This is a genomic window from Kitasatospora sp. NPDC086009 (genome assembly GCF_044540385.1).
GTDB lineage: Bacteria > Actinomycetota > Actinomycetes > Streptomycetales > Streptomycetaceae > Kitasatospora.
The window spans coordinates 65584-90602 of sequence record NZ_JBITSA010000007.1; the positions used below are offsets into that span (position 1 = coordinate 65584).

At 73.9% G+C, this 25019-nt stretch carries 18 protein-coding genes; 11 read left to right on the plus strand and 7 right to left on the minus strand.

Going from position 1 to position 25019, the window contains the following annotated elements:
• Positions 1 to 231 precede the first annotated feature (231 nt).
• Complete coding sequence (locus tag ACIF6L_RS19080; RefSeq protein ID WP_396486395.1) at positions 232 to 2388, plus strand: acyltransferase family protein; 2157 nt, start codon at positions 232 to 234, stop codon at positions 2386 to 2388.
• A 68-nt stretch (positions 2389 to 2456) separates the two neighbouring features.
• Here the strand turns inward: ACIF6L_RS19080 and ACIF6L_RS19085 are convergent, their stop codons facing one another.
• Positions 2457 to 3062: a hypothetical protein gene (locus ACIF6L_RS19085; protein WP_396486394.1), complete on the minus strand. Its 606-nt coding sequence runs from the start codon at positions 3060 to 3062 to the stop codon at positions 2457 to 2459.
• A 380-nt stretch (positions 3063 to 3442) separates the two neighbouring features.
• On the opposite strand from ACIF6L_RS19085, the gene ACIF6L_RS19090 reads away from it, so the two are divergent.
• Both ACIF6L_RS19090 and ACIF6L_RS19095 read left to right on the plus strand, forming a co-directional pair.
• Positions 3443 to 3673, plus strand: coding sequence for a hypothetical protein (locus tag ACIF6L_RS19090; RefSeq protein WP_329486024.1), 231 nt, complete (start codon positions 3443 to 3445; stop codon positions 3671 to 3673).
• 420 nt (positions 3674 to 4093) lie between these two features.
• Positions 4094 to 4711 (plus strand): class I SAM-dependent methyltransferase, encoded by a 618-nt coding sequence (locus ACIF6L_RS19095; RefSeq protein WP_396486393.1) that lies wholly within the window; start codon positions 4094 to 4096, stop codon positions 4709 to 4711.
• A gap of 89 nt (positions 4712 to 4800) precedes the next feature.
• On the opposite strand, the gene ACIF6L_RS19100 is transcribed toward ACIF6L_RS19095, so the two are convergent.
• Both ACIF6L_RS19100 and ACIF6L_RS19105 read right to left on the minus strand, forming a co-directional pair.
• Entirely contained in the window at positions 4801 to 6045 is a 1245-nt protein-coding gene (locus ACIF6L_RS19100; RefSeq protein WP_396486392.1) for an SDR family oxidoreductase, read from the minus strand.
• Between the two features lie 336 nt (positions 6046 to 6381).
• Entirely contained in the window at positions 6382 to 6963 is a 582-nt protein-coding gene (locus ACIF6L_RS19105) for a TetR/AcrR family transcriptional regulator (RefSeq protein WP_359807916.1), read from the minus strand.
• A 740-nt stretch (positions 6964 to 7703) separates the two neighbouring features.
• Here ACIF6L_RS19105 and ACIF6L_RS19110 point away from each other — a divergent pair.
• Positions 7704 to 8603: an aminoglycoside phosphotransferase family protein gene (locus ACIF6L_RS19110; RefSeq protein WP_396486737.1), complete on the plus strand. Its 900-nt coding sequence runs from the start codon at positions 7704 to 7706 to the stop codon at positions 8601 to 8603.
• A gap of 70 nt (positions 8604 to 8673) precedes the next feature.
• Positions 8674 to 9633 carry a D-2-hydroxyacid dehydrogenase family protein gene (locus ACIF6L_RS19115; protein WP_396486391.1) on the plus strand — a complete coding sequence of 320 codons (960 nt, stop codon included), beginning with the start codon at positions 8674 to 8676 and terminating at the stop codon, positions 9631 to 9633.
• 102 nt (positions 9634 to 9735) lie between these two features.
• Here ACIF6L_RS19115 and ACIF6L_RS19120 read toward each other — a convergent pair whose 3' ends face one another.
• Positions 9736 to 11328, minus strand: a complete 1593-nt coding sequence (locus ACIF6L_RS19120) for a M4 family metallopeptidase (RefSeq protein ID WP_396486390.1) — start codon at positions 11326 to 11328, stop codon at positions 9736 to 9738.
• A gap of 418 nt (positions 11329 to 11746) precedes the next feature.
• Between ACIF6L_RS19120 and ACIF6L_RS19125 the strand changes: the two genes are divergently transcribed.
• The gene (locus ACIF6L_RS19125; protein ID WP_359807911.1) at positions 11747 to 13075 is read left to right on the plus strand and encodes a hypothetical protein; all 1329 of its coding nucleotides are present in this window, start codon (positions 11747 to 11749) and stop codon (positions 13073 to 13075) included.
• A gap of 46 nt (positions 13076 to 13121) precedes the next feature.
• Here ACIF6L_RS19125 and ACIF6L_RS19130 read toward each other — a convergent pair whose 3' ends face one another.
• A complete protein-coding gene (locus ACIF6L_RS19130) occupies positions 13122 to 15356 on the minus strand; it encodes an amino acid adenylation domain-containing protein (protein ID WP_396486389.1) in 2235 nt (744 codons plus the stop codon).
• Between the two features lie 277 nt (positions 15357 to 15633).
• On the opposite strand from ACIF6L_RS19130, the gene ACIF6L_RS19135 reads away from it, so the two are divergent.
• The 5 genes from ACIF6L_RS19135 to ACIF6L_RS19155 all read left to right on the plus strand — a co-directional run bounded on the left by ACIF6L_RS19135 (position 15634) and on the right by ACIF6L_RS19155 (position 21375).
• Positions 15634 to 16458, plus strand: coding sequence for an ATP-binding cassette domain-containing protein (locus ACIF6L_RS19135; RefSeq protein WP_359837479.1), 825 nt, complete (start codon positions 15634 to 15636; stop codon positions 16456 to 16458).
• Between the two features lie 311 nt (positions 16459 to 16769).
• Positions 16770 to 17915: an iron uptake system protein EfeO gene (efeO, locus tag ACIF6L_RS19140; protein ID WP_396486388.1), complete on the plus strand. Its 1146-nt coding sequence runs from the start codon at positions 16770 to 16772 to the stop codon at positions 17913 to 17915.
• 144 nt (positions 17916 to 18059) lie between these two features.
• Positions 18060 to 19385, plus strand: a complete 1326-nt coding sequence (gene efeB / locus ACIF6L_RS19145; protein WP_359807904.1) for an iron uptake transporter deferrochelatase/peroxidase subunit — start codon at positions 18060 to 18062, stop codon at positions 19383 to 19385.
• 51 nt (positions 19386 to 19436) lie between these two features.
• Positions 19437 to 20285 (plus strand): iron uptake transporter permease EfeU, encoded by an 849-nt coding sequence (gene efeU, locus ACIF6L_RS19150; RefSeq protein WP_329486013.1) that lies wholly within the window; start codon positions 19437 to 19439, stop codon positions 20283 to 20285.
• A 442-nt stretch (positions 20286 to 20727) separates the two neighbouring features.
• Positions 20728 to 21375, plus strand: coding sequence for an HNH endonuclease family protein (locus ACIF6L_RS19155; RefSeq protein WP_352297907.1), 648 nt, complete (start codon positions 20728 to 20730; stop codon positions 21373 to 21375).
• Positions 21376 to 21475: 100 nt separating this feature from the next.
• On the opposite strand, the gene ACIF6L_RS19160 is transcribed toward ACIF6L_RS19155, so the two are convergent.
• Positions 21476 to 24061, minus strand: coding sequence for an ABC transporter permease (locus ACIF6L_RS19160; RefSeq protein ID WP_396486387.1), 2586 nt, complete (start codon positions 24059 to 24061; stop codon positions 21476 to 21478).
• 47 nt (positions 24062 to 24108) lie between these two features.
• The gene (locus tag ACIF6L_RS19165) at positions 24109 to 24879 is read right to left on the minus strand and encodes an ABC transporter ATP-binding protein (RefSeq protein ID WP_329486010.1); all 771 of its coding nucleotides are present in this window, start codon (positions 24877 to 24879) and stop codon (positions 24109 to 24111) included.
• Between the last annotated feature and the right edge of the window lie 140 nt (positions 24880 to 25019).

Consider the following 25019-nt stretch of genomic DNA (forward strand, 5'->3'; position numbering starts at 1 on the left):
GGCGCGGAATGACCTCACCCGCCAGGCCGCCCCACTCGGCCGCGCGGCCCCCGAACCGCCGCTGCCAGCCCTGCAAGGAGCCCCGCCGTGTCAACGGCCGTACCACCGAACGCCGAACCGCCGCGCGCCGTTCCCGTTCCTGTCCCTGTTGCCGTTCCCGTTCCTGTTGCCGTTCCCGTTCCTGTTGCTGTTCCTGTTGCTGTCCCGGATCGTGTTCGTGAGCCGGGTGCGGTGACGGTGTTCGCCTCCGCCGCCTCCGCCACCGCCGCCGCGCCGAGTGCCGGCGGTGCGGCCGCCGACCCCGACCCTGCGGCCGACCTCGTGCTGCTGACGGCAGCCGGCACCGCCGTGGCGGCGCAGGCGCAGCCGGCCGAGGAGCCCCGGAAGCGGGCGGCCTTCCGCCCCGACATCGAAGGACTGCGCGGCGTCGCCGTGCTCGCCGTCCTCGCCTTCCACGCCGCCGTGCCGGCCTTCACCGGCGGCTACGTCGGCGTCGACATCTTCTTCGTCATCTCCGGATTCCTGATCACCGGCCTGCTGCTGGCCCGACCGATCGGCCTCCGGGACTTCGCCGCCCGCCGCGCCCGCCGGATCCTGCCCGCCGCCGCGGTCGTCCTGGTCGCCACCGCACTGGCCGGCGGCGCGCTGCTCGACCCGCTGCGCGGCACCGACCTGGCCCGGGACCTGATCGCCTCGGCCGGCCAGTTCGCCAACTGGCGGTTCGTTGGCCAGCAGACCGACTACCTCGGCGCCGAGCGCGACCCGAGCCCGCTCCAGCACTTCTGGTCGCTCGGCGTGGAGAACCAGTTCTACCTGCTCTGGGGCGTGCTGCTGCTCGGCCTCGCCCGCTATCTGAGGGGCCGCCGGCGCACCGCCGCGATCGCCGTCGCGACCACCGCGATCGGTGGCGTCTCGCTGCTGCTCTGCATCCGCTGGACGGCCGGTTCCGCGCCGCTCGGCTACTTCTCGACCGCCAGCCGGCTCTGGGAGTTCGCCGCCGGTGCCTGCGCCGCCATGCTCGGCTCGGCCCTCGCCGGGTGGCTGCCCCGGGCCGGCCGCTCCGGACGGCCGGTCGGCCGGGCCCTGCGTCTGCTCGGCTGGGCCGGTGCGGCGGCGGTCGTGGTCGCCGTCCTCCGGTACGACCGCAACACCCCCTTCCCCGGCAGCGCCGCCCTGCTGCCCGTCCTCGGCACCGCCGCCGTGCTGCTCGCCGGACCCGCGCACCGCGCGCTCGGCGCCACCGACGTCGGCCGGCTGCTCGCGGCCCGTCCGCTGCGAGCCGCCGGCCGGCTCTCCTACGTCTGGTACCTCTGGCACTGGCCGGTGCTGACCATCGCCCAGGCCCGCTACGGCGCGCTGCCCTGGGCCACCCTGGTCGCGCTCACGGCGGCGAGCGCCGTCCCGGCCTGGCTGACCATGCGGCTGGTCGAACAGCCGCTGCGCTACGGCAGCAGCCCGGCCCCTCGCCGGGGCCTGGCGGTCGGCGCCAGCGCGCTGGTGATCCCGCTGATCGCCGGGCTGACCCTGGGCGGCGGGACCGTCCGGGCCCTCGGCGAGACCACCGGGCCGATCGCCGTCCCGGCCGGCGCGGTCGACGGCCCCGCCCTGCTCGCCCCCGGCGGCCGGGTCCTGAGCCTGACGCCCTCGCTGGCCCGGGCCCGGGAGGACTTCCCCCCGGGGCACGGCTGCGAGATCCCGCTCGGCGCCGAGAACAGCCCGCGCTGCCTGTTCGGCGCCGAGGACAGCCCCGACCGGATCGTGCTGATCGGCGACTCGCACGCGGGCCAGTGGATCTCGGGCGCGCTCGCCCTGGCCGAGCAGCGGAACTGGGCCCTGGAGGTGCTGGTCAAGCCGGGCTGCCCGCTGGCCACGCTGACCGTGCGCAACAACGTCCTCGGCCGGACCTTCGACGAGTGCGACCGCTGGCGCGAGAACACCTTCACCCGGCTGGCCACCGGTCCCAGGCCACGGCTGATCGTGATGGCCGGCCTCAACCGGTACGGCAGCGGGCCGGAGCGGGCCGAGGGCTGGAGCCGCACGCTGGACCGCCTCTCGGCCATCGGCGCGCCGCTCGCCTACCTCGGCGACACGCCGATGCCCGGCAAGGACATCCCGACCTGCCTGGCAGCCTCGGACGGCCGCTCGGACGCCTGCTTCTTCCCCCGGGAGACGGCCTTCGAGCAGGACCCGCTGCTCGCCGGCGGGCTCGCCGAGCGCTACCGCGTCCGGGTGCTGGACCTCGGGCCGCTGCTCTGCCCCGGGACCGGTCCGGACTGCCCGGCGGTCCTGGAGGGGGTGGTGCTCTACCGGGACGCGGGGCACATCACCGACACGCTGGCGAAGGTGCTGGCGCCCCGGTTGGACAAGGGGCTGCTACCGGCGGGGTGAGGCACCCGGCCCGGCACCGGGGGTGGTGGCGGGCCGGGCTGTCGGGGACAGATCGTCGGGGCGACCGGTCAGCCGTAGATGTTGTGGCAGAGCCTGGCCTGCTCCGAGCCGGCGGGCCAGCGGCCGAAGCGCTCGGCCTGGTCGCAGATCGAGCCGCCGCCGGTCGTGGCCGGTCCGCCGCCCGTCGCACCCGGGGTCCCCGCGGCGGCCGACGGCCCCGCGGGCGCCGACACGCCGGACCCCGGGGCCTCCGGGCTCCGGGCCGGTGCCGGGCGGGGCGTCCGGCTCTGCCTCGCCCGGGCGGCGGCGGAGCGTGCCGCGCCCGGCGCGCCGTCCACTCCCGCCCGCTCGGCCCCCGGCGAGGCCTCGGACGCCGTGCCGGGGCCGGCCGTCGGGCCCGCGGCGCCGCCCGGGGCCGCGTCCGCCGGGGCCGGGGCGGTGGTGGTCGGCGGCGTCGGTACCGGCAGCAGGTCGGGGACCGCGGGAATCGACGGCGAGGGTGAGGGCGAGGGGGACGTACCGGGGAAAGCCACCACGCCGGACGACTCCTCGCCCGATTCGGGCCCGCACATCACCAGGACGGACGCCAGCACGGCGACGATCCCGGCGGCCGCTGCCGCCCATGCCCGGCGGGGCTGCGGCCTGGCCGGGGGCGGCACGGGTGCGGCGGGCATGGGTGCGGTGGGCGACGCGACCGGGGGCGCGGCGGGTACCGGTGGTGGCTCCCACGCCTGCGTCGGCCACTGCCACTGTCCATCGCCGGGTTGCCCGCTCATGCCGTCGTCCTCCTGCTGCCGAATTCGCCGCCGCCGAATCGCCGCTGCGCCACTGCCGGGTCCACCGCCCGGGTCGACCTCGATCCCGGTGCAGTCCGTGCGCCTCGTCCGGCGACCCGTTCGCCGTACTCAACGAGCGCGCCGACGGCGGGACATGACTCGGAAGAGGGTTCTGTCGCGCCGTCCGTTCCGCACTTCGCTCCGCACTCCGTTCCCGGCTGTACGCTGCCGGCCGTACCCCGGGTGCGGGCGGCGGAGGTCCGCCACATGCTGGGGGCATGGAAACGAACAGCACGTCAAAGCCCCTGGTCGAGGTCGCCGAGTTCCGTACCGACAGCCGCTACCGCCTGGTCCACTTCGAGGGCCACGGCTGGGAGCCGCTGGCCCCGGAGGAGTTCGAGCCACGGATCCACCAGCTCTTCCCCGACCTCGATCCACGCGACGAGTCCCGTGTGCACTGGGTGGACCGGCCCTGGCAGTGGCCGGCCTGGCACGCCGGCGAGGCCTGAGGAACGAGCGTCGCCGGGCCCCGGGCGGCGGGCGGGCCGGCGGGCGGCCGGCGGCGGGGTCGGCGGTGCGGAGGCGGCAGCAGGGCGGAGTGAGCGGTGGGGGAGGGGCGCGCGCTGTCGTCGGATCAGCCGTCCATTCGGAGGACGCCGCGGTGGAGGAGGTGCTCCGGTTGGGGGGTGCACCGGCTGGGGGTGCTCCGGCTGGGGGTGCTCCAGGTGTGGGGTGCTCCGGGTGACCGGCGCTGGGGCGTGAGGGCATGCGGGCCGCATCTGTTTCGGGCCTGCCGGGCGTTCGCGCCGGTGGTGGCCGCCGAAGCGAAGAAGCGCGGTTTGGAGCGCTGCGGCAATCGGGGGAAGATCGTCCCGGCGGTGGCGGGCGATCCGGCCTGGCCGGAGCCGTCCGACACACCAGGGGGGCACGTGAACCGACCGGCCGGCACCGCAGGTTACGCCGAGGCGGCGGCGGAACTCGCCGTGCAGTACGAGGAGGTGACCTTCGAACAGGTCCACCGCGAACTGCTGCAGCTCTTTCCCGGGGCGCCGAGCACCGTCCTGGACTTCGGTGCCGGCACCGGCCGGGACGCGGCCGCCCTCGCGGCCCTCGGCCACCGGGTCGTCGCCGCCGAGCCCACCGAGGAGCTGCGCCGGATCGGGCAGCGGATCCACGCCGACAGCGACATCCGCTGGGTGGACGACGCGCTGCCCGAAGCGGCTGCCGTCACCGCCTCGGAGGAGCGCTTCGACCTGGTCCTGCTGACTGCCGTCTGGATGCATCTGGCCGACCAGGAGCGTGTGTTGGCGATGGCAGCGCTCGCCCGTCTGCTCACGCCCGCCGGTCGGGTGATGCTCTCCCTCCGCCACGGCCCCGTCCCGCCCGGCCGCCGGATGTTCGACGTCCCGGCCGACGAGACCGTCGCGCTCGCCGACCGGCACGGCCTGACCCTGCTGACCCACGTCACCCGTCCCGACCTCCACGCCCGCCCGGGCGTGACCTGGACCCTGCTCGCCTTCGAACGGACAGGCGCCGGGGAGGGCTGAGGGCGCCGGGCGTCCGCTGCTCGGACGGCGGCAGCACGGTTCACCCCCGATGCGGCCCGAGCCGGGGGTGAACCGTGCTGCCGCCCCGGTCAGCGGCGCCGGTCGCCGAACCCGGCGAACCGGGCGAAGCGGCCGAACCTGGCGAACCGGCCGGTTCGGGATGGGGCGCGATCCGGGTTCGGTCGGCCGGGTGCGCGTCGGCCGGGTGCGCGTCGGCCGGGTGCGAGGGGGTCCGTGCCGGTGGCGGTGGTGCCGAAGCCGTCGGCGACCAGGCGGGTCGCCCAGCGGCGCAGGACGTCGGCGACGGGTGGGTGGTGAAGACCGGCGGCGCGGGCCAGGCGGTCGGCGGACGTGGTGTCGTAGCCGTCCTCCGAGAGGAAGCTGAGCGTCTCGGGGTCGGCGCCGGTCAGCGCGCGGGGCAACCGGCGGACCAGGCCGATCGGGACGAGGGCGCGGGGTGCGGGCACTCCGAGGTGGTCGGCCAGCAGACCGATCAGCTCGGGCAGCGGGGGCGTCGCGGGGTCGAGCACCGTGTGGGAGTGCGCCGGACCGTCGTCGAACTCCGGTACGGCGGCGAGGAACCGGGCCAGGTGGTCGACCGCGACCACCGGCAGGAAGGTCCGCGCCGAACCCGGGAGCAACGGCAGGCGCCGATGGGCGAGTTGGCGGACCAGCTCGGCCAGGCCGAGGTACTGTCCGGCCTCGCCGGTGACCGAATGACCGACCACGCTGCTCGGGTTGACCGTGGTGAGCGGTACGCCGAGGCGGGCGGCCGTGACACGGACGGCGGCGTCGCCCACCAGTTTGGAGGCCTCGTAGGCGCCGAGGCGGGTGTAGAGCGCGTCGGTCTCGGCGGCCGGGAGTGGGTAGCGCGGCGTGGCGTCCCGGCCGACCCGGTAGCCCGAGAGGTGGACGAGCCGCCGGAGCCCCGGACGGGTGGCGGCCCAGTGCAGCACGTGCAGCGCGCCGTCGACGTTGGCGGCGTCCGCCTCGGTGCGCTCCAGGCCGAACCGGTAGAGGGCGGCGAGGTTGTGGATGTCGCGGATGTCCGTCAGCCGGGCTTCGTCCGTCGTGCCGAGGCCGAGGCCGGGGCGGGTGAGGTCGGCGGCGACGGTGGTCAGCGCGGTGTCGTCGGCGCCGTGCTCGCGGAGCCAGAGGCGCAGTTGACCGTCCCGTGCGGATCCGCGCCCGCCCCGGATGCCGGCGGCCACCGGCTCGCCGCGGTCGAGGAGTTCGAGAACCAGCCAGCGGCCCAGGAAACCGGTCGCGCCGAGGACCAGGGTGCGCGGCAGGGGCTGGGGTAGCCGGTGCTGCGGCGGGGTGGTGGAGTTCATCTGGAGGTCCTTTTCTGTAGACCGGTCTGCATATTTTTGGGAGATGCCTGGGTGAGAGTGAGGAGGCGGGGAGGGCAAATGAGTATGTAGACCGGTCGGCATATTTCTAGGCGTGGCCTAACGGTGACGGGAGTTCGAGGGGCTTAGATTCGGTAGACCGGTCGGTTGATTTCCTCGGTGGCCTGGTCGAAGTCAGTGCGTCAGCTGATATTCGGTAGACCGGTCGGTATATTTTCAGGCGACGATCAAGCGGAGCCGATCGGAGCTCGGCCGACTGCGGGGTCGGGCGGACCGGTGGGCCGCGCACGTGAGGTCAGGACGGGCGCGGCCGGTCGGTCACTTCTTCTTCGCGCCGAGCAGGTGGCGGACGGCATGCCGGGCGTCCTCCAGGGGGCGGCGGTCGCGACGCACCCGGGCGAGCAGTACGGCGCCCTCCAGTACGGCGAGCGCCTGGCCCGAAGCGGTCTCCGCCTCGGCGGGGCCGAACCCCTGGGCGGTGAGGCGTTCGGTGAGCACGAGCTGCCAGCTCGCGTACACCTCGGCGCAGACGCGGCGCAGAGGCTCGTTGCTTCCCGCCACCTCCAGTCCCACGGTCGCGACGGGGCAGCCCTTGCTGTAGTCGGACTCCTCCAGGCGGGCGATGAAGACCTCGACGAGCCGGTCAACCAGTGCCGTCGCTTCCGGGCTGCGGCCGACGGGCGTCCGGAGGAGTTCCTCGACCTCCTGCCCGGCCTGGACGAGGGCGGCGGCGACCAGTTGGTCCTTGCCCTCGGGGAAGTGGAAGTAGAGCGAGCCGCGCGGTGCGCCGCTCTCCGCCACGATCTGGTTGAGGCCGGTACCGAAGTAGCCCTGTGCCTCGATCAGGTTGCGCGTGCCGGCGATCAGCCGGGCGCGGGTCTCTTCTCCCTTGACTCCCATGTGGAAACAGTAGACCGGTCTGTATATTCCTGTCGACCTTCGACCCGGGTGACCGGTTCATCGGGAGGTCGGCCGTTGACGCCCTGTTGAGCACCGGGCACCAGGGACCGGTCACCGAGCACCAGGGACCGAGGCCCGGGCGCCCTCGGGGTCGCATACCCCGCCGCCATGTGAACCGGTGCCGTGCGGAGGCGAACCGGCCATTGCGCGCAAGGAATCCACCATGGGTGGCAATCGCACGCCCCATGGTCATGGGCGATTGACGGATCCGTGGCTTCCGGTCCGGCTACGTTCCTAGCCTGTCGGGCATGACACACAGTCACCAGCACCAGGCGGGCCCGGATGTCCACCGGACAGTCGCCCCTCACCCCGACGCCCCCACCCGACGCCCCCCACCCGGCGCCCCTCATCGCAACGCCCTCACCCCGACGCCGCGCCCGCGGCCGGTCCGTCCCGGGCGACCGCGCTCGGCTGATCGTCGCCGACGCCACGGCCCTCGAACGGGGCTGAGCCGCAGTACACCCCGAGGCCCTGCCGCCCGGGCAGGTCGGCAGGGACGCCGGCGCGACCGGCCGTGCGGCGGCGGGCAGTGGCGGCGGGGAGCGGCGGCGGGGAGCGGCGGCTGGGAGCGGCGAGGCCGACAGTGGAGCGGACTCCCGCTGGGTGTGCCACGCAGCCGCGGTCGCCGGAAAGCGGTTGACGTCCGCCGGCGTCAGGCCGTTCGATTACCTGCCATGAACATGAGTACAGGGCAGATGCATCCCGGCACCTACCCCACGGACGTCGACCTCGTACGGCGGCTGATCGCCGGGCAGTTCCCGCAGTGGGCGGGGCTGGCGGTCGAGCGGTTCCCGTCCGGCGGGACGGTCAACGCGATGTACCGGCTGGGCGACGACATGGTCGTCCGGCTGCCGCTGACGCGGGGCGGGGCCGGCGACGTGCTGCTGGAGCGGGCCTGGCTGCCCCGGCTCGCGCCCCAGCTGCCCCGGCCCGTCCCCGAGGCGCTCGGTGACGGGGTGCCCGCCGAGGGCTTCCCCTGGCCGTGGTCGGTCTACCGGTGGCTGGTGGGGGAGAACCCGGAGGTGGAGGCCCTGAGCGAACCGGTGCTGCTGGCCGAGGACCTGGCCGGGTTCGTGGCGGCGATGCGGAGCATCACCCTGCCCGGTGCGCCACAGGCCCACCGCGGCGGACCGGTCGCCTCGCTCGACGTGGAGACCAGGGCGGCGATCGAGGAGCTGCGCGGGATCCCGCAGGAGGGTGTCGACTGCGATGCCGCCACGGCCGTGTGGGAGGAGGCGTTGCGGACCCCGGCCTGGGACGGGCCGCCGGTGTGGCTGCATGCCGATCTCATGCCGGGCAACCTGCTGGTGGAAGCCGGCAGGCTGACCTCGGTCATCGATTTCGGCTGCCTGGGGACGGGTGATCCCGCCTGCGACCTGTTCCCGGCGTGGAATCTGCTGCCCGCCCGGGCGCGGGAGGTCTTCCGCGAGGCGCTGGGTGTGGACGACGCGACCTGGATCCGCGGCCGCGGGCGGACCCTCTCGCAGGCGCTGATCGCGCTGCCGTACTACCGGAGGACCAACCCGGCGATGGCACGCAACGCCCGGCACGTGATCCGGACGGTGCTGGGGGAGGTCTGACGCGGGCCCCGGTCGGGTGGACGGCCCGGCCCCTGTCCCCCCGGCCCAACGGGTCTGCGAGAGTGCCGGTATGAAACTTCGCTGCGCCGTACTCGACGACTACCAGGGTGTCGCGACGAGCATCGTCGACTGGTCACCGGTGACCGAACGGGTGGAACTGACCTCCTTCCCGCGGCACTTCGGCTCGGAGGACGAACTGGTCGACGCCGTCGCCGACTTCGACATCATCGTGACCTTGCGCGAACGGGTGGCGTTCCCGGCGGCCGTGTTCGCCCGGCTGCCCCGGCTGCGGCTGCTGGTGGCCTCCGGGATGCGGAACACGGTGATCGACTACGCGGCCGCCCGCGCGCACGGGGTGACGGTCTGCGGGACGGCGAGTTCGTCCACGCCGCCGGTGGAGCTGACCTGGGCGCTGCTGCTCGGGCTCGCCCGGGGGATCGTCACCGAGAACGACGCGCTGCGCACGGGCGGCCCGTGGCAGAGCACCCTCGGCGCGGACCTGGCCGGGCGGCGGCTGGGATTGCTCGGACTGGGCAAGATCGGGGCGCTGGTGGCCCGGGTCGGCCTCGCGTTCGGCATGGACGTGGTCGCCTGGAGCCCGAACCTCACCGAGGAGCGGGCCGCCGAGGTCGGCGTCCGGCGCGCCGCCACCAAGGAGGAGCTGCTGCGGGAGAGCGACTTCGTCTCCGTCCACCTGGTGCTGGGCGACCGCAGCCGGGGCCTGCTGGGCAAGGCCGAGTTCGCGTCGATGAAGCCGCGGGCGTACCTGGTGAACACCTCGCGGGCGGCGATCGTCGACCAGGACGCGCTGCTCGCCGCCCTGGTCGAGGGCCGGATCGCGGGTGCGGCGGTGGACGTCTTCGACGTCGAACCGCTGCCCGCCGACCACCCGTTGCGCACCGCGCCGCGGCTGCTGGCGACCCCGCACCTCGGCTATGTGTCGGGCGACACCTACCGGACGTTCTACGGCCAGGCGGTGGAGGACATCGCGGCGTTCCTGGCCGGCTCCCCGGTCCGCGTCCTGGGCTGAGACCCCGGCGGGTCCGGAACGCCGGCCCGGGCACGCCGGGGCGGCCCGTCGCCCCGGGAAACCCCGGGGCGACGGGCCGCCGTGGGTGCGCGGAGCGGGTCGTCAGCTGACCGAGACGGCGCTCCAGGCGGCCGCGACGGCCTTGTACTCGGTGCTGGTCGCGCCGTACAGGTCCTTCGCCGCACTCAGGGTCGCGGTGCGGGCGGCCTTGTAGTTGGTGGTGGAGGTCATGTAGACGGTCAGCGCGCGGTACCAGATCTTGGCGACCTTCTGGTTGCCGATGCCGGTCACCGTGGACTGGTTGCAGGTGGGGCTGTTGTAGGTGAACCCGTTGATGGTCTTGCTGCCGCTGCCCTCGCTGGCGAGGTAGAAGAAGTGGTTGCCGACGCCCGAGGAGTTGTGCACGTCGAGCTGCCCGACCTTGCTGGTCCAGCAGTCGGCGGACCCGCCGTCCAGCGAGGGCTTGTCCATCCGGCGCAGCCACGGCGGGGTGGACTGGTCGCTGAACAGGTAGTCGGGGGTGTCCACCTTGCTGTTGGCGTACCACTCGACCATGGTGCCGAAGATGTCACTGGTGGACTCGTTGAGGCCGCCGGACTCGCCGCTGTAGCGCAGGTTGGCGGTCGCGCTGGTGACGCCGTGGGTCATCTCGTGGCCCATGGTGTCGAGGTCGACCTGCTCCGGGTCCTTGGAGCCGTCGCCGTCACCGGTCATCATGCAGAAGCAGCTGTCGGACCACTGGGCGTTGTCCCAGTCGGTGCCGACGTGCACGAAGACGGTGGCGCCCTTGCCGTCGTTCTTGATGCCGCTGCGGCCGAAGGTGTTCTTGTAGTAGTCGTACGTCCAGGCGGTGTTGGCGTGGGCGTCGACGGCGGCGGTGGCGCGGTCGGTGGAGAACTTCTTCCCGTCGCCCCAGGTGTTGTCCGTGTCGGTGAACAGCGTGCCGGAGCTCGCCTTGAGCGAGCCCGCGGAGACGTTGTGCGCGTCCCTGGTGGTGTGCTTGCGCACCGGGTCGATCAGCGCGAAGCCGCCGGACTGCGCGGTGGTGTCGATGGTGATGTCGCCGGTGTACTCGGAGTGGCCGGTGCCGCTGGCCTGGTGCTCGGAGTCGTAGCTCTCGATCTGCTCGCCGGTGGAGGCGTCGGTGACGACGACCTTCCCGGCGGGCTGGCCGTGGTCGCCGACACCGGCGACGGTGGTCTTCCAGGCGAGGCGGGGCGTGCCGTCGGCGGCCCAGATGACCAGTTCGGGGGAGCTGGTCGCGGAGCCGATGGACGGCGCGGACTGGAGGGCGCGGCTCGCGGAGGTCTGCGCCGGGACCTTCGGGACGATGGACGCCACCGCGGCCTCGTGCGCGGCGGCGCGGGAGGAGTCCTTGAGCCGGCCGCGCGCGTCCTGGTGCACGACCAGGTCGCCGCCGACCACGGGCAGGCCCTGGAAGGTGCGGTCGAAGCGGACGTGCTGGGTGCCGTCGGCGTCGATGATGACGTCCTTGACCTGGAGGTCCTGGCCGTCGCCGAAGCCGAACACCCCTGCGTTGTGGGTGACGTTGGCCCTGGCCTGGGCGATCGCGGCGGCGTGGTCGGTGGGGGCGGCCGACGCCGTGGCGGTCTGGAAGGTGGCGGCCACGAGTGCGGCGGTGACCGCTATGGCTCCGGCCGCGAGGTTGCGGCGGTGAGAGGAGATGGGGCTCACTCTGACTCCAGTCGGGGTAGCTGCAGGGATACGAGCTGGGTCAGAGTTTGACGGTGAACTGACAACGTTGGCTAGATATTTGCAGAGACCTTGACCATTCCGTGTTCTGTCCTGATCGAACTTGATAGGTAGTGAACAAATGCCGCGGGAGCCCACCGTGACGACCCGGTACCTCTGGCGCCGCGCCTTCACCAACGGTGAACTGGCCGCTCTGCATGCGGAGGGGTTCGGCCCCCCGCCGGCACCGGCCTCCCGCGCCGCTGACCGGTGCCTCTGACCGGTGCCGCTGACCGGTGCCTCCGGCCAGTGCCCCTGACCCGCCCCCCAACTGCCGCTCCGCGCGGGACCGGGCGCGAGCGCCGTCGCCCGGTGTCGCCGATCCCCTGCGGGCGGTCCCGCCGGCCCGTACGCTCGCGGGATGGACGGATGGCTGGGCGCCTGGACGGGCGGGCGGCGGGCGGTGCACCTCGGGAACGTCGCCGACTTCAACGAACAGTTCCTCGCGCCGGGGACGGACCCCGACCAGCGGTCCCGGCGCCTGCGGCAGGCACACCACTACGCCGGGATGGCGAGCTGCTACAGCCCCGAGCCCGCGCTGCTGGTCCTGCCGGGGGAGGTCGAGCGGGCCTGGATCGACTGGCTCGCCAGGGAGTTGGAGTGGGGGCCGGTCGAGCTGTACAGCGGGATCGCGCCGGATCGGACGCTCGCCCAGGCCCTTGCCGACCGGCCGGCCCTGGCGGAGCGGATCGCCACCGCCGGTCTCCCGGTGCTGCCGTGGGGACGGACGGCGGCCCAGGGCGAGGGCGCGGAGCTGGCGGCCGTGCGGCGCTACGAGTCCAAGGCCGCCGCGCACGTCCTGTTCACCGAACTGGCCCCGGAACACCACGGGATCGTCGTCCCCCAGCAGGAGCAGCCGGGCTCCCGGCGCCGCGCCGCCCGCCGGCTGACCGCTCGCGCGAGCCGCGGCCTCACCACCGTGCTGAAGAGCCCGCACGGCGTCGGCGGCTACGGGACGGTCGTGGTGACCCCGCAGGACGTGTTCGCGGCCGGCGGCGGCCGGGCCCTGCTGCGCCGGCTGACCGGGGCCGAACTGCCGGCGCCCGGTGGGGACGTGCTGCTGGAGGAGTACATCGACGGCGGCCGTGCCGACCGGCTGCGCGACCTCACCTTCGACGCGGTGGTCGGCGACGACGGCCGCGTCCACCCGGTCGGCGTCGGCGAGATGGCGGTGCACGGCACCCGCTACCAGGGGGTGACGGTCGGCCCGGGGGTGGTGCCGGCCGGCGCGGCGGCGATCGCCGAACGGTTCGGCCTCGCGGTCGGCGAGCGGCTCGCGGCCGAGGGCCACCGGGGCTGGTACGACGTCGACTTCGTCACCGACCGGGACCGCCGGCTCGCCCCCACCGAGATCAACCTGCGGCTCACCGGCCCGGCGATCGCCTTCGTGCTGCGGGCCCGGCTGGACCTGGTCCGCGGCCCCGGCCACCTGGTCCGCACCCTGGACGCGCTGCCGCTCGGCGCCCGGATCTCCCAGGAGGCGCTCCACGACCACCTGGACCGGCTGCGCCCGCGCTGCGCCCGCCTCGGCGTGACCGTCCTGCCGCTGGTCGCGACGGCGGGCTACGAGCGGGAGCCCGCCGTCGGACTGGCCCTCGCCGCGCGCGAGGCCGAGGCGCTGGAGGCCGCGCAGGCGCTGATCGGAGCCGGGAACCACGCGCTGGGCCGGATGTTCGAGGCCCTGCGCTGAGCGGTGCCGGACCGGCCGGGCCCGCGTGCCTCGACCCGCCGCCGCCTCACCTCCGCGCGGACGGCGGGTGCCAGGCGAGGAAGCGGACCACGACCACGGCCGCGATCATCAGCGCGACGTTGAAGACGTAGACCAGGAGCGACTGCCGCGACCAGTCCACCGGTGAGCTGGTCCGGTACAGGTTGTCCTGCGGCCACCAGGAGGCCAGCAGCCAGAACACCGACAGGTGGGTGGCGAGCGTGAGTCCCCGCGGCCTGCCGTGCGCGGTGAGCATCGGCCATCCGGCCAGCAGGAACGCCGCGCCCAGCCCGAACGAGAGCCACTCGGCGATGTACAGGGCGTGGAAGTAGGAGGCGAAGGGGTCCGGCACCCGGGACAGGTCGGTGGAGCCCGGCCAGAGGGAGTCGGTGAGCAGCCAGGCCGCGAAGGCGAAGGGCAGGGCGATGAGGAGCCAGCCGCAGCCGGACAGGCCGGGCCCGCCGGCGCCGGCCGCCCGGGCGGAGCCGGTCCCCCCGCCCGCGCCCTTGAAGCCGGCGCCCTTGTGACCGGCCGAGCCGCCCGCGCCGGCCTTACCGGCCCGGGGGCCGGTGGAGTCGCGCGGCGCCGGCAGCGGCAGGGAGCCGCGGTCGAGCTTGCCGGCCCTGGTGCGGGGGAGCGCCGAGAGCGGCACCACCGCGGTGGGCAGGTCGCCGGCGGGCAGGCGCTTCGTCAGGTAGGCGGAGAGCGACCACGCGTCCGCCCCTTCGGCCTCCGGGTCGGTCACCGCGTACCCGACCAGCGCCCGCCGCCCGGGCTCCGGCTCCACCTCGGCGACGGCGGCCTCCCGGACCGCCGGGTGCGAGCGCAGTACGCCCTCGGCGGCCGCGGCCGTGGTGACCCGCTCGACCACGGCGGCGACCCGGGCGGAGTCGACCGGCCCCACCACGGCCTCGGCGCGGGCCGTGAACTCCAGTACGCCGTCCGCGCGGATCCGCCCGAGGTCGCCGGTCAGCAGGACCCGGCCGTCCGGGTCGAAGGCCGCGGGCCGGAACCGGCGGTCCGTCTCCTCGGGCCGGTTGAGGTAGCCCCGGCCCAGGCCCGCGCCGGCGACCGCGATCTCGCCGACCGTCCCGCTCGGGGCGGGCTCGCCGTCCGGGCCGAGCACGTGGACCCGGGCGCCGGGGAACGGCCGGCCGACCAGCGAGACCCGCTCGCTGCCCTCGCCGCCGGTCGCCCCGGCCGCGTCGAAGTAGCTGCTGTCCACGGAGGCCTCGGCGAGGCCGTACACGTTCAGCACCCGGACGCCCGCGCCGAGCAGCCCCTGCAGGCCCAACTGCTCGTCCAGGTACCACTTCTCGGCGCCCACGGTGAGCAGCCGCACACCGGTCAGCGCCCCGCCCGAGGCCGCGAGGTGCGCCCGCAGGCGGCGCGCCGTGCGGACGTTGAGCTCCAGCACGGTGATGCCCTCGGCGGCGACCAGGGCCGGCAGGTCGGCGATGTCGGCGCTGCGGTCCAGGGTGAGGTTGCGCGGTGCGACCACCAGGGTGGCGCCGGTGCAGAGCGCGCGCACCCAGTCCGCGGTGAAGACGTCGAACTCCAGGCTCGCCGTCTGCAGGATCCGGTCGGAGGCGCGGAGCCCGTAGACCGAGTGCCAGCCGCGGTAGGCGGCCAGCAGGTTGCGGTGCTCGATCAGCACGCCCCGGGGCAGCCCGGTCGAGCCGGAGGTGAAGAAGACGCACGCGAGGTCGTCCGGGCCGGTGGCCACCACCGGCGGACCGGTGGGCAGCGCGGTGACCGCCTCGGTTGCGGCGACGGCCCCGACCGCCCCGACGGCTCCGACCTTCTCGCCCGCTCCGACCGTCGCCGCCTCGCCCGCCCCGCCCGTCCCGGCCGGCGCGTCCACGCAGACGACGGCCCGCCCGCCGGCGTCCGTCAGCCGCACCCGGTGGCTCTCCTCGGTCACCACCACGGCCGGATCGGCCTCCGCGAGCACATGGCGCAGCAGCGGGTCGGGCGCCCCCGGCTCCAGCGGTACGTACGCGCCACCGGCCTTCAGCACGGCGAGCAGGGCGACGAACACCTCGATGCCCCGGCCCAGCGCCACCGCGGCCCGGCCGCCGGGCTCCAGCCCGGCCGCCGCCAGGTGGCGGGCCAGCCGGTCCGCCCGCGCGTCCAGCTCACCGTAGGTCAGTTCCCGCGCGCCGCAGCGGACGGCGACCGCGTCGGGCGTCTGCCGCGCCTGCTCCTCGAACCGCCCGTGCAGCGTTCCGGCACGCCCCGCCGGTTCCGCGTCCCACCCCATCCGTCCAGCCCCCTTCGCATCGTGCTCCGCTCCGATCCTCCCGCCAACTGCCCGCCACGAACAGGGGCGTGCGGACCGGCCGGTCGGTCCGCGCCCCGGCCCGCCCCCGCGCGCCCCGGAGCGGGGCGACCGCCGGAGCCGGTCCACACCTCGGACACCCCGGGCCGCCGCCACTCCGACGGTTGTACTCTGCACGCGGACGGCCGGTGCCAGCCCGCCCGGTGCGGCGCCGCGCCCGCACCCTGTCCGGCGCCGATCCCACGGAGGCCCGCCCGCCATGAGCACGTCCGAACCGCTGCCCGCCGGCCCGCTGCTGCGCACCCGGGACGTCGACGTCGTCCGGGACGGCCGCTACCTGCTGCGCGGGATCGACCTCACCATCGAGCCCGGCGAACACTGGGCGCTGCTCGGGGCCAACGGCGCCGGCAAGTCCACGCTGCTGGCGCTGCTCGGCGCGGTCTCCCACCCCACCCGGGGCACGGTGGACGTGCTGGGCCGCCGCCTCGGCCGGGTCGACATCCGCGAGCTGCGCGCCCACCTCGGTCACGTCAACCCGCGCCACCCGCTGCGTTCGCCGCTCTCCGTCCGCGAGGTGGTGCTGACCGGCCTCACCAACACCATCGAACCGGACCTGCACCGCAAGCCGTCCCCCGAGGAGCTCGACCGCTGTGAGCGACTGATCGAGACCCTCGGCATGACGGCCATGGCGGAAGCCCCGTGGCCCACCCTCTCCCAGGGGGAGCGCGGCCGGGCCCTGATCGCCCGCGCCCTGATGCCCAGCCCCCGGCTGCTGCTGCTCGACGAGCCCGCCACCGGGCTCGACCTCACGGCCCGCGAGCTGCTGCTCGACAGCCTGGACCTGCTGCGCCATCAGCACCCCGAGCTGGCCAGCGTACTGGTCACACACCACCTGGAGGAGCTGCCGGAGAGCACCACGCACGCGCTGCTGCTGCGTGACGGCGAGTGCGTCGGGGCCGGGCCGGTGGACGAGGTGATGACCACCGAGCTGGTGAGCGCCTGCTTCGGCCACCCGATCCGGATCAGCCGGCACGAGGGCCGCTGGAGCGCCCGCGCGGCCGCCCGCCGGGCCCCCGGCCGCTGAGCACCTCGGCGCCGCGGCCGCTGAGCACCTCGGTGCCCCGGCCGCTGAGCCCGCGGGCCGGGCGGCTCCCGGGCGGGGCGGGCGTGGGACAGGCCACCGGCGGTGGCCGGAACTGGTCGGTGGGCTGACGGCACCGTGGCCGCCTGGCCCACCCCCCACCTGCGCGGATCGAAGGCAGCCCCGGTGTAGACGGCAAAATCAGATGTCCCTAAGGTATGCCTTAGCTAAGTGGGTGGGGGCGCCGGTGGCCCCGGTTCCCGTACCCACGCTCAGCCATGCCCGAACCGCCTGTCCTCCCCGCTGGAGCCCTCATGTCCGCCCGTCGTTCCACCGCAGCCGCGCTGCTCACCCTCGCTGTGGCGACCGCCGCGCTGGCCGGTTGCTCGCAGAAGAAGGACGACAAGGCTTCCGCCGACGCCGTCAAGGTGAACGCCACCGACACCGCGTGCGAGATCTCGAAGACCAGCTTCCCGGCCGGCCACGTCGTGATCGACATCGCGAACAAGGGCTCGAAGACCACCGAGGTCTACGTCTACGGCGACGGTGACAAGATCATCACCGAGCGCGAGAACATCGGCCCCGGCACCAAGGCGTCGATCACCGCGGAGATCAAGGCCGGCGCGTACGAGATCGCCTGCAAGCCGGGCATGGTCGGCGACGGCATCCGCCAGAAGATCACCGTCACCGGTGACGCCGCCGCCTCCGGCGCCTCGACCGACCCGCGGCTGACCGCCGCCGTGGACGCGTACCGCACGTACGCCCAGGAGCAGGCCGACGCCACCATCCCGGTGGTCACGCAGTTCGCCGACGCGATCAAGGCCGGGGACCTGGAGAAGGCCAAGTCGCTCTTCGCGCCGTCGCGCACCGGCTGGGAGCGCACCGAGCCGGTCGCCGAGAGCTTCGGCGACATCGACCCGAAGACCGACACCCGCGAGGACGGCCTGGAGCCTGGCCAGGAGTGGACCGGCTGGCACAAGCTGGAGAAGTCGCTCTGGGCCGACGCCAGGATCGGCGACGACGAGAAGAAGCTCGCCGACCAGCTGGTGACGGACCTGAAGGACTGGCAGACGAAGATCCCGGCGGCCGAGATCACCGCGACCAGCATGGCCAACGGCGCCAAGGAGCTGCTGGACGAGGTCGCTACCGGCAAGATCACCGGCGAGGAGGATCGCTACAGCCACACCGACCTGGCGGACTTCGCCGCCAACGTCGAGGGTGCGCAGAAGGCCTACGAGCTGCTCAAGCCGGTCGCCTCGGAGAAGGACGCCGAGCTGGCCAAGACCCTGGACGCGGAGTTCACCGCGATCCAGGCGCTGCTGGCCAAGTACAAGCAGGCCGAGGGCGGTTACACCTCCTACGACAAGGTCACCGAGGCCGAGCGCAAGACCTTCTCCGACGCGGTGAACTCGCTGGGCGAGCCGCTGTCGAAGCTGGCCGCCGCGGTCGTCGTCAAGTAACGGTCGACACGCAGTACCGGTCGACAAGCAGGACCCCAGGAGGTGTCGGCTCCCGTAGCCGGGTTAGCCTCCACCACATCGCCGTGGCGGCCCCCGTGGCCGCCACGGCATCCGTGAGTCAGCGCAGAGAAGGGCCGCCCGTCGATGGACGCCGAGAACCAGCAGCAGAGCGGGACGCCGGCCGGCACCGACGCCGACGCCACCGCGAGTGGGCGGGGCGGCGCCGACCGCGGCCCGATCAGCCGCCGGGCCGTGATCGGCTGGGCGGGCGCGGGCGTCGCGATCGGCGCCGCCGGGGTCGGCTCGGTGGCCGCCGCCACCCGGCAGGACGACGACACCCCCGCGCCGGCGGCCACCCCCGCGAACATCCCCTTCTACGGCGAGCACCAGTCGGGCATTGCCACGCCCGTCCAGGACCGGCTGCACTTCGCCGCGTTCGACGTCTCGGCGACCGCCACCCGCGAGTCGCTGGTCAAGATGCTCAAGGAGTGGTCCAAGGCGGCCGCCGCGATGACGGGCGGGCGCGAGGTCGGCACCGGCGCCGCCAGCGGCCTGCCCGAGGCACCGCCGGACGACACCGGCGAGGCCCTGGGCCTGCCCGCCTCCCGGCTCACCCTCACCATCGGCTTCGGCCCCGGCCTGTTCGAGAAGGACGGCGTGGACCGGTTCGGCCTCAAGGCGCGGCGCCCCGAGGCCCTGATCGACCTGCCGAACTTCAAGGGCGACAAGCTCGACCCGCAGCGCAGCGGCGGCGACCTCTGCGTCCAGGCCTGCGCCGACGACCCGCAGGTCGCCGTGCACGCGATCCGCAACCTGGCCCGGATCGGCATGGGCACGGTCAACATCCGCTGGTCGCAGCTCGGTTTCGGCAAGACGTCCTCGACCACCCCGGACGCGCAGACCCCGCGCAACATGATGGGGTTCAAGGACGGCACCCACAACATCGCCGGCAGCGACACGGCGAAGCTCGCCGAGCACGTCTGGGTCGCCCCCGGCGAGGGCCCGGACTGGATGACCGGCGGCTCCTACCTGGTCGCCCGCCGGATCCGGATGCACATCGAGACCTGGGACCGTACCTCGCTCAAGGAGCAGGAGGACGTCTTCGGCCGCACCAAGGGCGAGGGCGCGCCGTACGGCAAGCCCAAGGAGCACGACGCGCCGGACCTCAAGGCGATGCCCGAGGACTCCCACGTGCGCCTGGCCCACCCGGACAGCAACAGCGGCCTGATGATCCTGCGCCGCGGCTTCTCCTTCACCGACGGCACCGACGGCCTCGGCCGCCTGGACGCCGGCCTGTTCTTCCTCGCCTACCAGCGGGACAGCCGCAAGGCGTTCGTCCCCCTCCAGCAGCGCCTCGCCTCCAGCGACAAGCTCAACGAGTACATCCAGCACGTCGGCTCCGCCCACTTCGCCTGCCCGGCGGGCGTCCGCAAGCCCGGCGAGTGGTGGGGCCAGGCCCTCTTCGGCTGACCTGGCGCTCCCGCCCACCCGCGTACCACCTCTTCACCCCCAGGAGCCAGCGTGTTCGGCAACTACCTGATCGGCCTGCGCGAGGGCCTCGAAGCGAGCCTCGTCGTCTGCATCCTGATCGCCTATCTGGTCAAGACCGGCCGCAAGGACAAGCTCCTGCCGGTCTGGTCGGGCGTGGTGGCGGCCGTCGTCCTCAGCATGGCCTTCGGCGCCGTCCTGCAGTTCGGCTCCTCGCAGCTGAGCTTCGAGGCGCAGGAGGCGCTCGGCGGCTCGCTGTCGATCATCTCGGTCGGTCTGGTCACCTGGATGGTGTTCTGGATGCGGCGCACCGCCCGGCACCTGAAGACCGAGCTGCACGGCAAGCTGGACGCGGCGATGGCGATGGGCACCTTCGCGCTGGTGGTCACCTCCTTCCTGGCCGTGGGCCGGGAGGGGCTGGAGACCGCGCTGTTCATCTGGTCGGCGGTGCAGGCCACCGACGACGGCTACAACCCTGTGATCGGCGCGGCCCTGGGCCTGGCCACCGCGGTGGTGCTCGGCTGGCTGTTCTACCGGGGCGCGCTGAGGATCAACCTGGCGAAGTTCTTCACCTGGACCGGCGCCATGCTGGTCGTCGTCGCGGCCGGCGTGCTCGCCTACGGCGTGCACGACCTCCAGGAGGCCGGCTGGCTCGGCGGCCTGCACAGCCAGGCCTTCGACATCAGCAGCACCATCCCCAAGGACAGCTGGTACGGCACCCTGCTGAAGGGCGTCTTCAACTTCCAGCCCGACCCGACCGTCCTCCAGCTGGTCGTCTGGGCGGCCTACCTGATCCCGACCCTGGCGATCTTCTTCGGTCTCTTCGGCGGCCGCCCGGCCAAGCCGCTCGCGAACGCCGGCCCGGCGAAGACCGCCGCCTGACGGCCCACCGGCGGCCACCCGCACAGCAACCGCACAGCACCCGAACCGCCCCGCCCGGCCCCCGCCGGACGGGGCGGTTCGGCATGTCCGGGGTCTCGTCCGGCCACGGTGCCGCGGACTGCCGCGCTACCGCGGCGGCCCGTACGCCAGGAGGAGGACCGCGAGGGCGGTGGGACCGATCCCCGTCATCACCCCCGGGGGCGCCGCCCGGCGTGCCGGCCGCCCGGCGCTCCCACCGCGTACGGCACCGCACAGCGCCGTGCGGCCGCGCCCCGCGCCGCACGGCGCCCGCGTGGTACCCCGCGCCGAGCTGACCACCGGTCAAAAAGTTCATCCCAGGGTCTACCCGCGTAAACCCCCGACGCGCCATGCTGGTTGCCAGCCCGGGCCGCTTCCGCCCGGGGGCTTTTGCCTGCCCTCACACCGACTCTGGAGTCCCCGTATGCCTGCGATACGCACGCTGCACCGCGCCCTGCCGGCCGCCCTCGGCGCCCTGCTGCTCGCCCTCACCGCGCTGCTGGCCGGCGCCGGCACCGCCCAGGCCGCCCTGCCCACCCCGGTCTCGGCCGCGACGGCCCGCACCTACCTGGCCTCCATCGCGACGGGCGCCGAGACCCACGACGACACCTACGACCGGACGCTGTTCCCGCACTGGATCACCATCGCCGGCACCTGCAACACCCGGGAGACCGTCCTCAAGCGCGACGGCAGCGGCGTGGTCACCGACTCCGCCTGTGCCTCCGTCAGCGGCACCTGGTCCTCGGTCTACGACAACGCGACCACGACCAACGCCTCCTCCTTCGACATCGACCACCTGGTGCCGCTGGCCGAGGCCTGGCGCTCCGGTGCCTGGGCGTGGACGACGGACCAGCGCAAGGCCTTCGCCAACGACCTGACCCGCCCGCAGCTGCTGGCCGTCTCCGCGAGCTCCAACCGCTCCAAGGGCGACCAGGACCCGGCCCACTGGTTGCCGCAGACCTCCTACCGCTGCACCTACGCCCGCGCCTGGGTGCAGGTGAAGTACTTCTACGGCCTCTCCGTGGACACTGCCGAGAAGAGCACCCTCTCCTCGATCCTCAACGGCTGCTGACCGGACCCACTGCTGACGAATCGTTCATGCACAGAGCTCCGCCCGCCGGTGTCCTTCCCGGCGGGCGGAGCTCTTCGGTGTCGGTGGCCTTCCCGGGGCGCTACTCGCTCTTGATCGCCCCCAGGATGTCCATCCGGGCGGCCCGGCGGGCCGGCCAGAGGGCGGCGAGCAGGCCGATCACGGCGGCGGCGACCAGGAAGCCCAGGATCTGGACCGGCGGCACCACCGTGGTGATGCCCTTGAAGGTGTCCGCCATCGTGCGGGTGCCCGCCCAGGCGGTCACGATGCCGAGCAGCACGCCGACCACGCCGCCGAAGAGCGCGATCATCACCGACTCCAGCCGGACCATCCGGCCGATGCCGCGCCGGTCCAGGCCGATCGCCCGCAGCATGCCGATCTCCCGGCGGCGCTCGAACACCGACATCGCCATGGTGTTGACGACGCCCAGGACGGCGATCACCACGGACATCCCCAGCAGGCCGTACATGATGTTCAGCACCGCGGTGACCAGCTGGCGGTTCTCCGCCTTGATGTCCTTCTCGCCCTTGACGGCGATCAGCGGGTTGCCGCCGGTGGCGTCGCGCAGGGCCTGCTTCAGCTTGGCGTCGGCGCCGTTCACGCCCTTGACCAGGACCTTCTGCGGCCCGGTGCCGGGTGCGGCGTGCGGGCCGACCACGGAGTCCGGGGCGACCAGACCGGCCAGCGCGGTGCCGGCCTCCAGCACGCCGCCGACGGTCAGCGAGCCCTTGGTGCCGTCCGGGTAGGTGAAGGCCAGCGGGTCACCGGGCTTCAGGCGCAGGCGGTCGGCGGTGCCGGAGCCGACCAGTAGCTCGCCCCGCTTCAGCGCGTCCGCGCTACCGGCCTTCACCGTGATGGTGGCCAGCTGGTCGATGGTCGCGGCGTCCACCGAGGTGACCACCTCGCGGTCGTCGCGGTCGCCGGTGCCGGCCGCGTCGCCGGCGCCGGTCCCGACCAGGACGGTGCGCACCACGCTCATCGCGCTCACGCCCGGAGTCCGGGCGACCTGCGTCGCGACCTCGGGGGACAGCATCGAGGAGTTCTGCATGGCGACGGTGTAGTCGGCCTTGGTGTCGTTCTCGGTCTCCTCGTCCACGGCCTTGTTCACCGAGGCACCGATCACGGTCAGCGCGGTGATCAGGGTGACGCCGATGGTGAGGGCCGAGGCGGTGGCGGCGGTGCGGCGCGGGTTGCGCACGGCGTTCTCGCGGGCCAGCTTGCCCGGCGTCCCGTACAGCCTGCGCAGCAGCGGGGCGAACAGCGCGATCAGCGGCCGGGCCAGCAGCGGGGTCAGCACGAACACGCCGACCAGCAGCGCGCCCGCGCCGACGCCGACCAGCTTGCCCTCCTTGCCGGCGGCGCCGGCCAGCAGGCCGCCGACGCCGGCCGCGGCGAACAGCAGGCCGATCGTGTTGCGCACCCGCAGGCTCTTCTGGGTGGCCGGCTGCTCGACCGAGCTCATCGCGGCGACCGGGGCGATCCGGGAGGCGCGGAGGGCGGGCAGCCAGGCGGCGAGCACCGTCACCAGCACTCCGATGGCGACCGAGACGAGCACCGTGGACGGGGCGACCACCAGCGGGCCGTCCGGCAGGTTGGCCTCCATCGGTCCGTTCAGCAGCGAGCGCAGGCCGGTGGCGATGCCGATGCCGGCGAGCAGTCCGGCCACCGAGGCGGTCAGGCCGACCAGCAGCGCCTCGACCAGCACGGAGAGGGTGACCTGCCTGCGGTTGGCGCCGACGGCGCGCAGCAGGGCGAGCTCCTTGGTGCGCTGGGCGACCAGCATGGTGAAGGTGTTGGCGATGATGAAGATGCCGACGAACAGCGCGATCGCGGCGAAGCCGAGCAGCACGCCGCTCATGCCCTTGGTGCCCTCCTGGATCATCCGGTCCTGCTCGTCGGCCAGCTCGCGGCCGGTCTTCGCCTCGATCGAGTCGTCCTGCGGGACGGCCTGCCGGACGGCGGTGAGCAGCGCGCGGTCGTCGGCGCCGGGCCGGCCCTTGACGTCGATCTCGGCGAAGCGGCCCGGGCTGAGGTAGAGCTGCTGGGCGGTGGCGGTGTCGAAGGCGGCGAGCGAGCCGCCGGAGACGACGCGCGGGTCGTTGGTGTGCAGGGTGCCGGTGAGCTTCAGCTCCATGACCGGGCCGTTGACGGCCACCCGGACGGTGTCGCCGACCTTGTAGCCGCCCTTGTCGGCGGTCTTCACGTCCAGCGCCACTTCGCCGGAGCCGCGCGGGCCGCGGCCGTCGACGAGCGGGTAGCGCGGGTCGGTGCCGTCGGCGCCCGGCACGTAGTTGGTGCCGGTGGTCGAGAAGCCGTCGCCGATCAGCGCGCCCTTGCGGTCGGCGATGCCGGCGAAGCCGGTGACCACGCCGCGGGCCTCGGCGGCGCCGGGCAGCAGGGCGACCGCCTTGCGGGTGGACTCGGTCAGGGTGGGGTCGGTGGTGCTCCCGCCGCTGAGGTCGTACCCCCGGTCGACGGCGCTGCGGTCACTGATGGTGACGGCTATGTCGGTGTAGCTCTTGGCGCTCTGGGAGCGCAGCGCGTTGCCGAGGGTGTCGGTGAAGACGAGCGTGCCGGCGACGAAGGCGGTGCCGAGCATGACGGCGAGGGCCGTCATCAGGAGTCGGCCCTTGTGGGCCAGCACGTTGCGCAGTGCGGTGCGGTACATGGGGTGTCCTGGAGTCTGGGGTGGGGCGGGCTGCTGTCGGCGGGGGGTCAGCTGGTGCGGCCCTTGGCGTCGAAGCGGCGCATGCGGTCCAGGACGGTGTCGGCGGTGGGGCCGGCGAGTTCGTCGACGATGCGGCCGTCGGCGAGGAAGACGACGCGGTCGGCGTAGGCGGCGGCGACGGGGTCGTGGGTGACCATGACGACGGTCTGGCCGAGTTCGCGCACGGAGTTGCGGAGGAAGGAGAGGATTTCGGCGCCGGAGCGGGAGTCGAGGTTGCCGGTCGGTTCGTCGGCGAAGATGATGTCGGGCTTTCCGGCGAGGGCGCGGGCGCAGGCGACGCGCTGCTGCTGGCCGCCGGAGAGCTGGCTGGGGCGGTGGCCGAGGCGGCCGGAGAGGCCGACGGTGTCGACGACGCGGTCGAGCCAGGCCTTGTCGGCCTTGCGGCCGGCGATGTCCATGGGGAGGGTGATGTTCTCCAGGGCGGTCAGGGTGGGGAGCAGGTTGAAGGCCTGGAAGATGAAGCCGATGTGGTCGCGGCGCAGCTGGGTGAGCTGCTTGTCCTTGAGCCCGACGAGTTCGGTGTCGCCGATGGTGGAGGAGCCGGAGGAGACGGTGTCCAGGCCGGCCATGCAGTGCATGAGGGTGGACTTGCCGGAGCCGGAGGGGCCCATGATGGCGGTGAACTCGCCCTGCGGGAACGTCACGCTGACGTTGTCGAGCGCGACGACGCGGGTCTCCCCGTCCCCGTAGACCTTGTTGAGGCCGGTGGCGCGGGCGGCCGCCCGGCCGGTACGGACGGCGGTTGCGGACATCGTCACGGGGAACTCCTGCGGGGACGGAACGGGATGATCGGGTTCCGTTCAATCCTCCCAATCCGTTCCGGTCCGAAGTGTCGCCCGCGGGTACGGCCGCCCCCCGCCGTCCCGACGGTCCGGCGGGGGGCCCGCTCCTCCTCAGG

Excerpts from the sequence above, each read along its gene's own strand:
- ACIF6L_RS19085 (WP_396486394.1), bottom strand. The coding sequence starts at position 3,062 with ATGCCCGCCGCACCCGTGCCGCCCCCGGCCAGGCCGCAGCCCCGCCGG.
- ACIF6L_RS19090 (WP_329486024.1), top strand. The coding sequence starts at position 3,443 with ATGGAAACGAACAGCACGTCAAAGCCCCTGGTCGAGGTCGCCGAGTTC.
- ACIF6L_RS19100 (WP_396486392.1), bottom strand. The coding sequence starts at position 6,045 with ATGAACTCCACCACCCCGCCGCAGCACCGGCTACCCCAGCCCCTGCCG.
- ACIF6L_RS19105 (WP_359807916.1), bottom strand. The coding sequence starts at position 6,963 with ATGGGAGTCAAGGGAGAAGAGACCCGCGCCCGGCTGATCGCCGGCACG.
- ACIF6L_RS19110 (WP_396486737.1), top strand. The coding sequence starts at position 7,704 with ATGAGTACAGGGCAGATGCATCCCGGCACCTACCCCACGGACGTCGAC.
- ACIF6L_RS19115 (WP_396486391.1), top strand. The coding sequence starts at position 8,674 with ATGAAACTTCGCTGCGCCGTACTCGACGACTACCAGGGTGTCGCGACG.
- ACIF6L_RS19125 (WP_359807911.1), top strand. The coding sequence starts at position 11,747 with ATGGACGGATGGCTGGGCGCCTGGACGGGCGGGCGGCGGGCGGTGCAC.
- ACIF6L_RS19130 (WP_396486389.1), bottom strand. The coding sequence starts at position 15,356 with ATGGGGTGGGACGCGGAACCGGCGGGGCGTGCCGGAACGCTGCACGGG.
- ACIF6L_RS19135 (WP_359837479.1), top strand. The coding sequence starts at position 15,634 with ATGAGCACGTCCGAACCGCTGCCCGCCGGCCCGCTGCTGCGCACCCGG.
- efeO (WP_396486388.1), top strand. The coding sequence starts at position 16,770 with ATGTCCGCCCGTCGTTCCACCGCAGCCGCGCTGCTCACCCTCGCTGTG.
- efeB (WP_359807904.1), top strand. The coding sequence starts at position 18,060 with ATGGACGCCGAGAACCAGCAGCAGAGCGGGACGCCGGCCGGCACCGAC.
- ACIF6L_RS19155 (WP_352297907.1), top strand. The coding sequence starts at position 20,728 with ATGCCTGCGATACGCACGCTGCACCGCGCCCTGCCGGCCGCCCTCGGC.
- ACIF6L_RS19160 (WP_396486387.1), bottom strand. The coding sequence starts at position 24,061 with ATGTACCGCACCGCACTGCGCAACGTGCTGGCCCACAAGGGCCGACTC.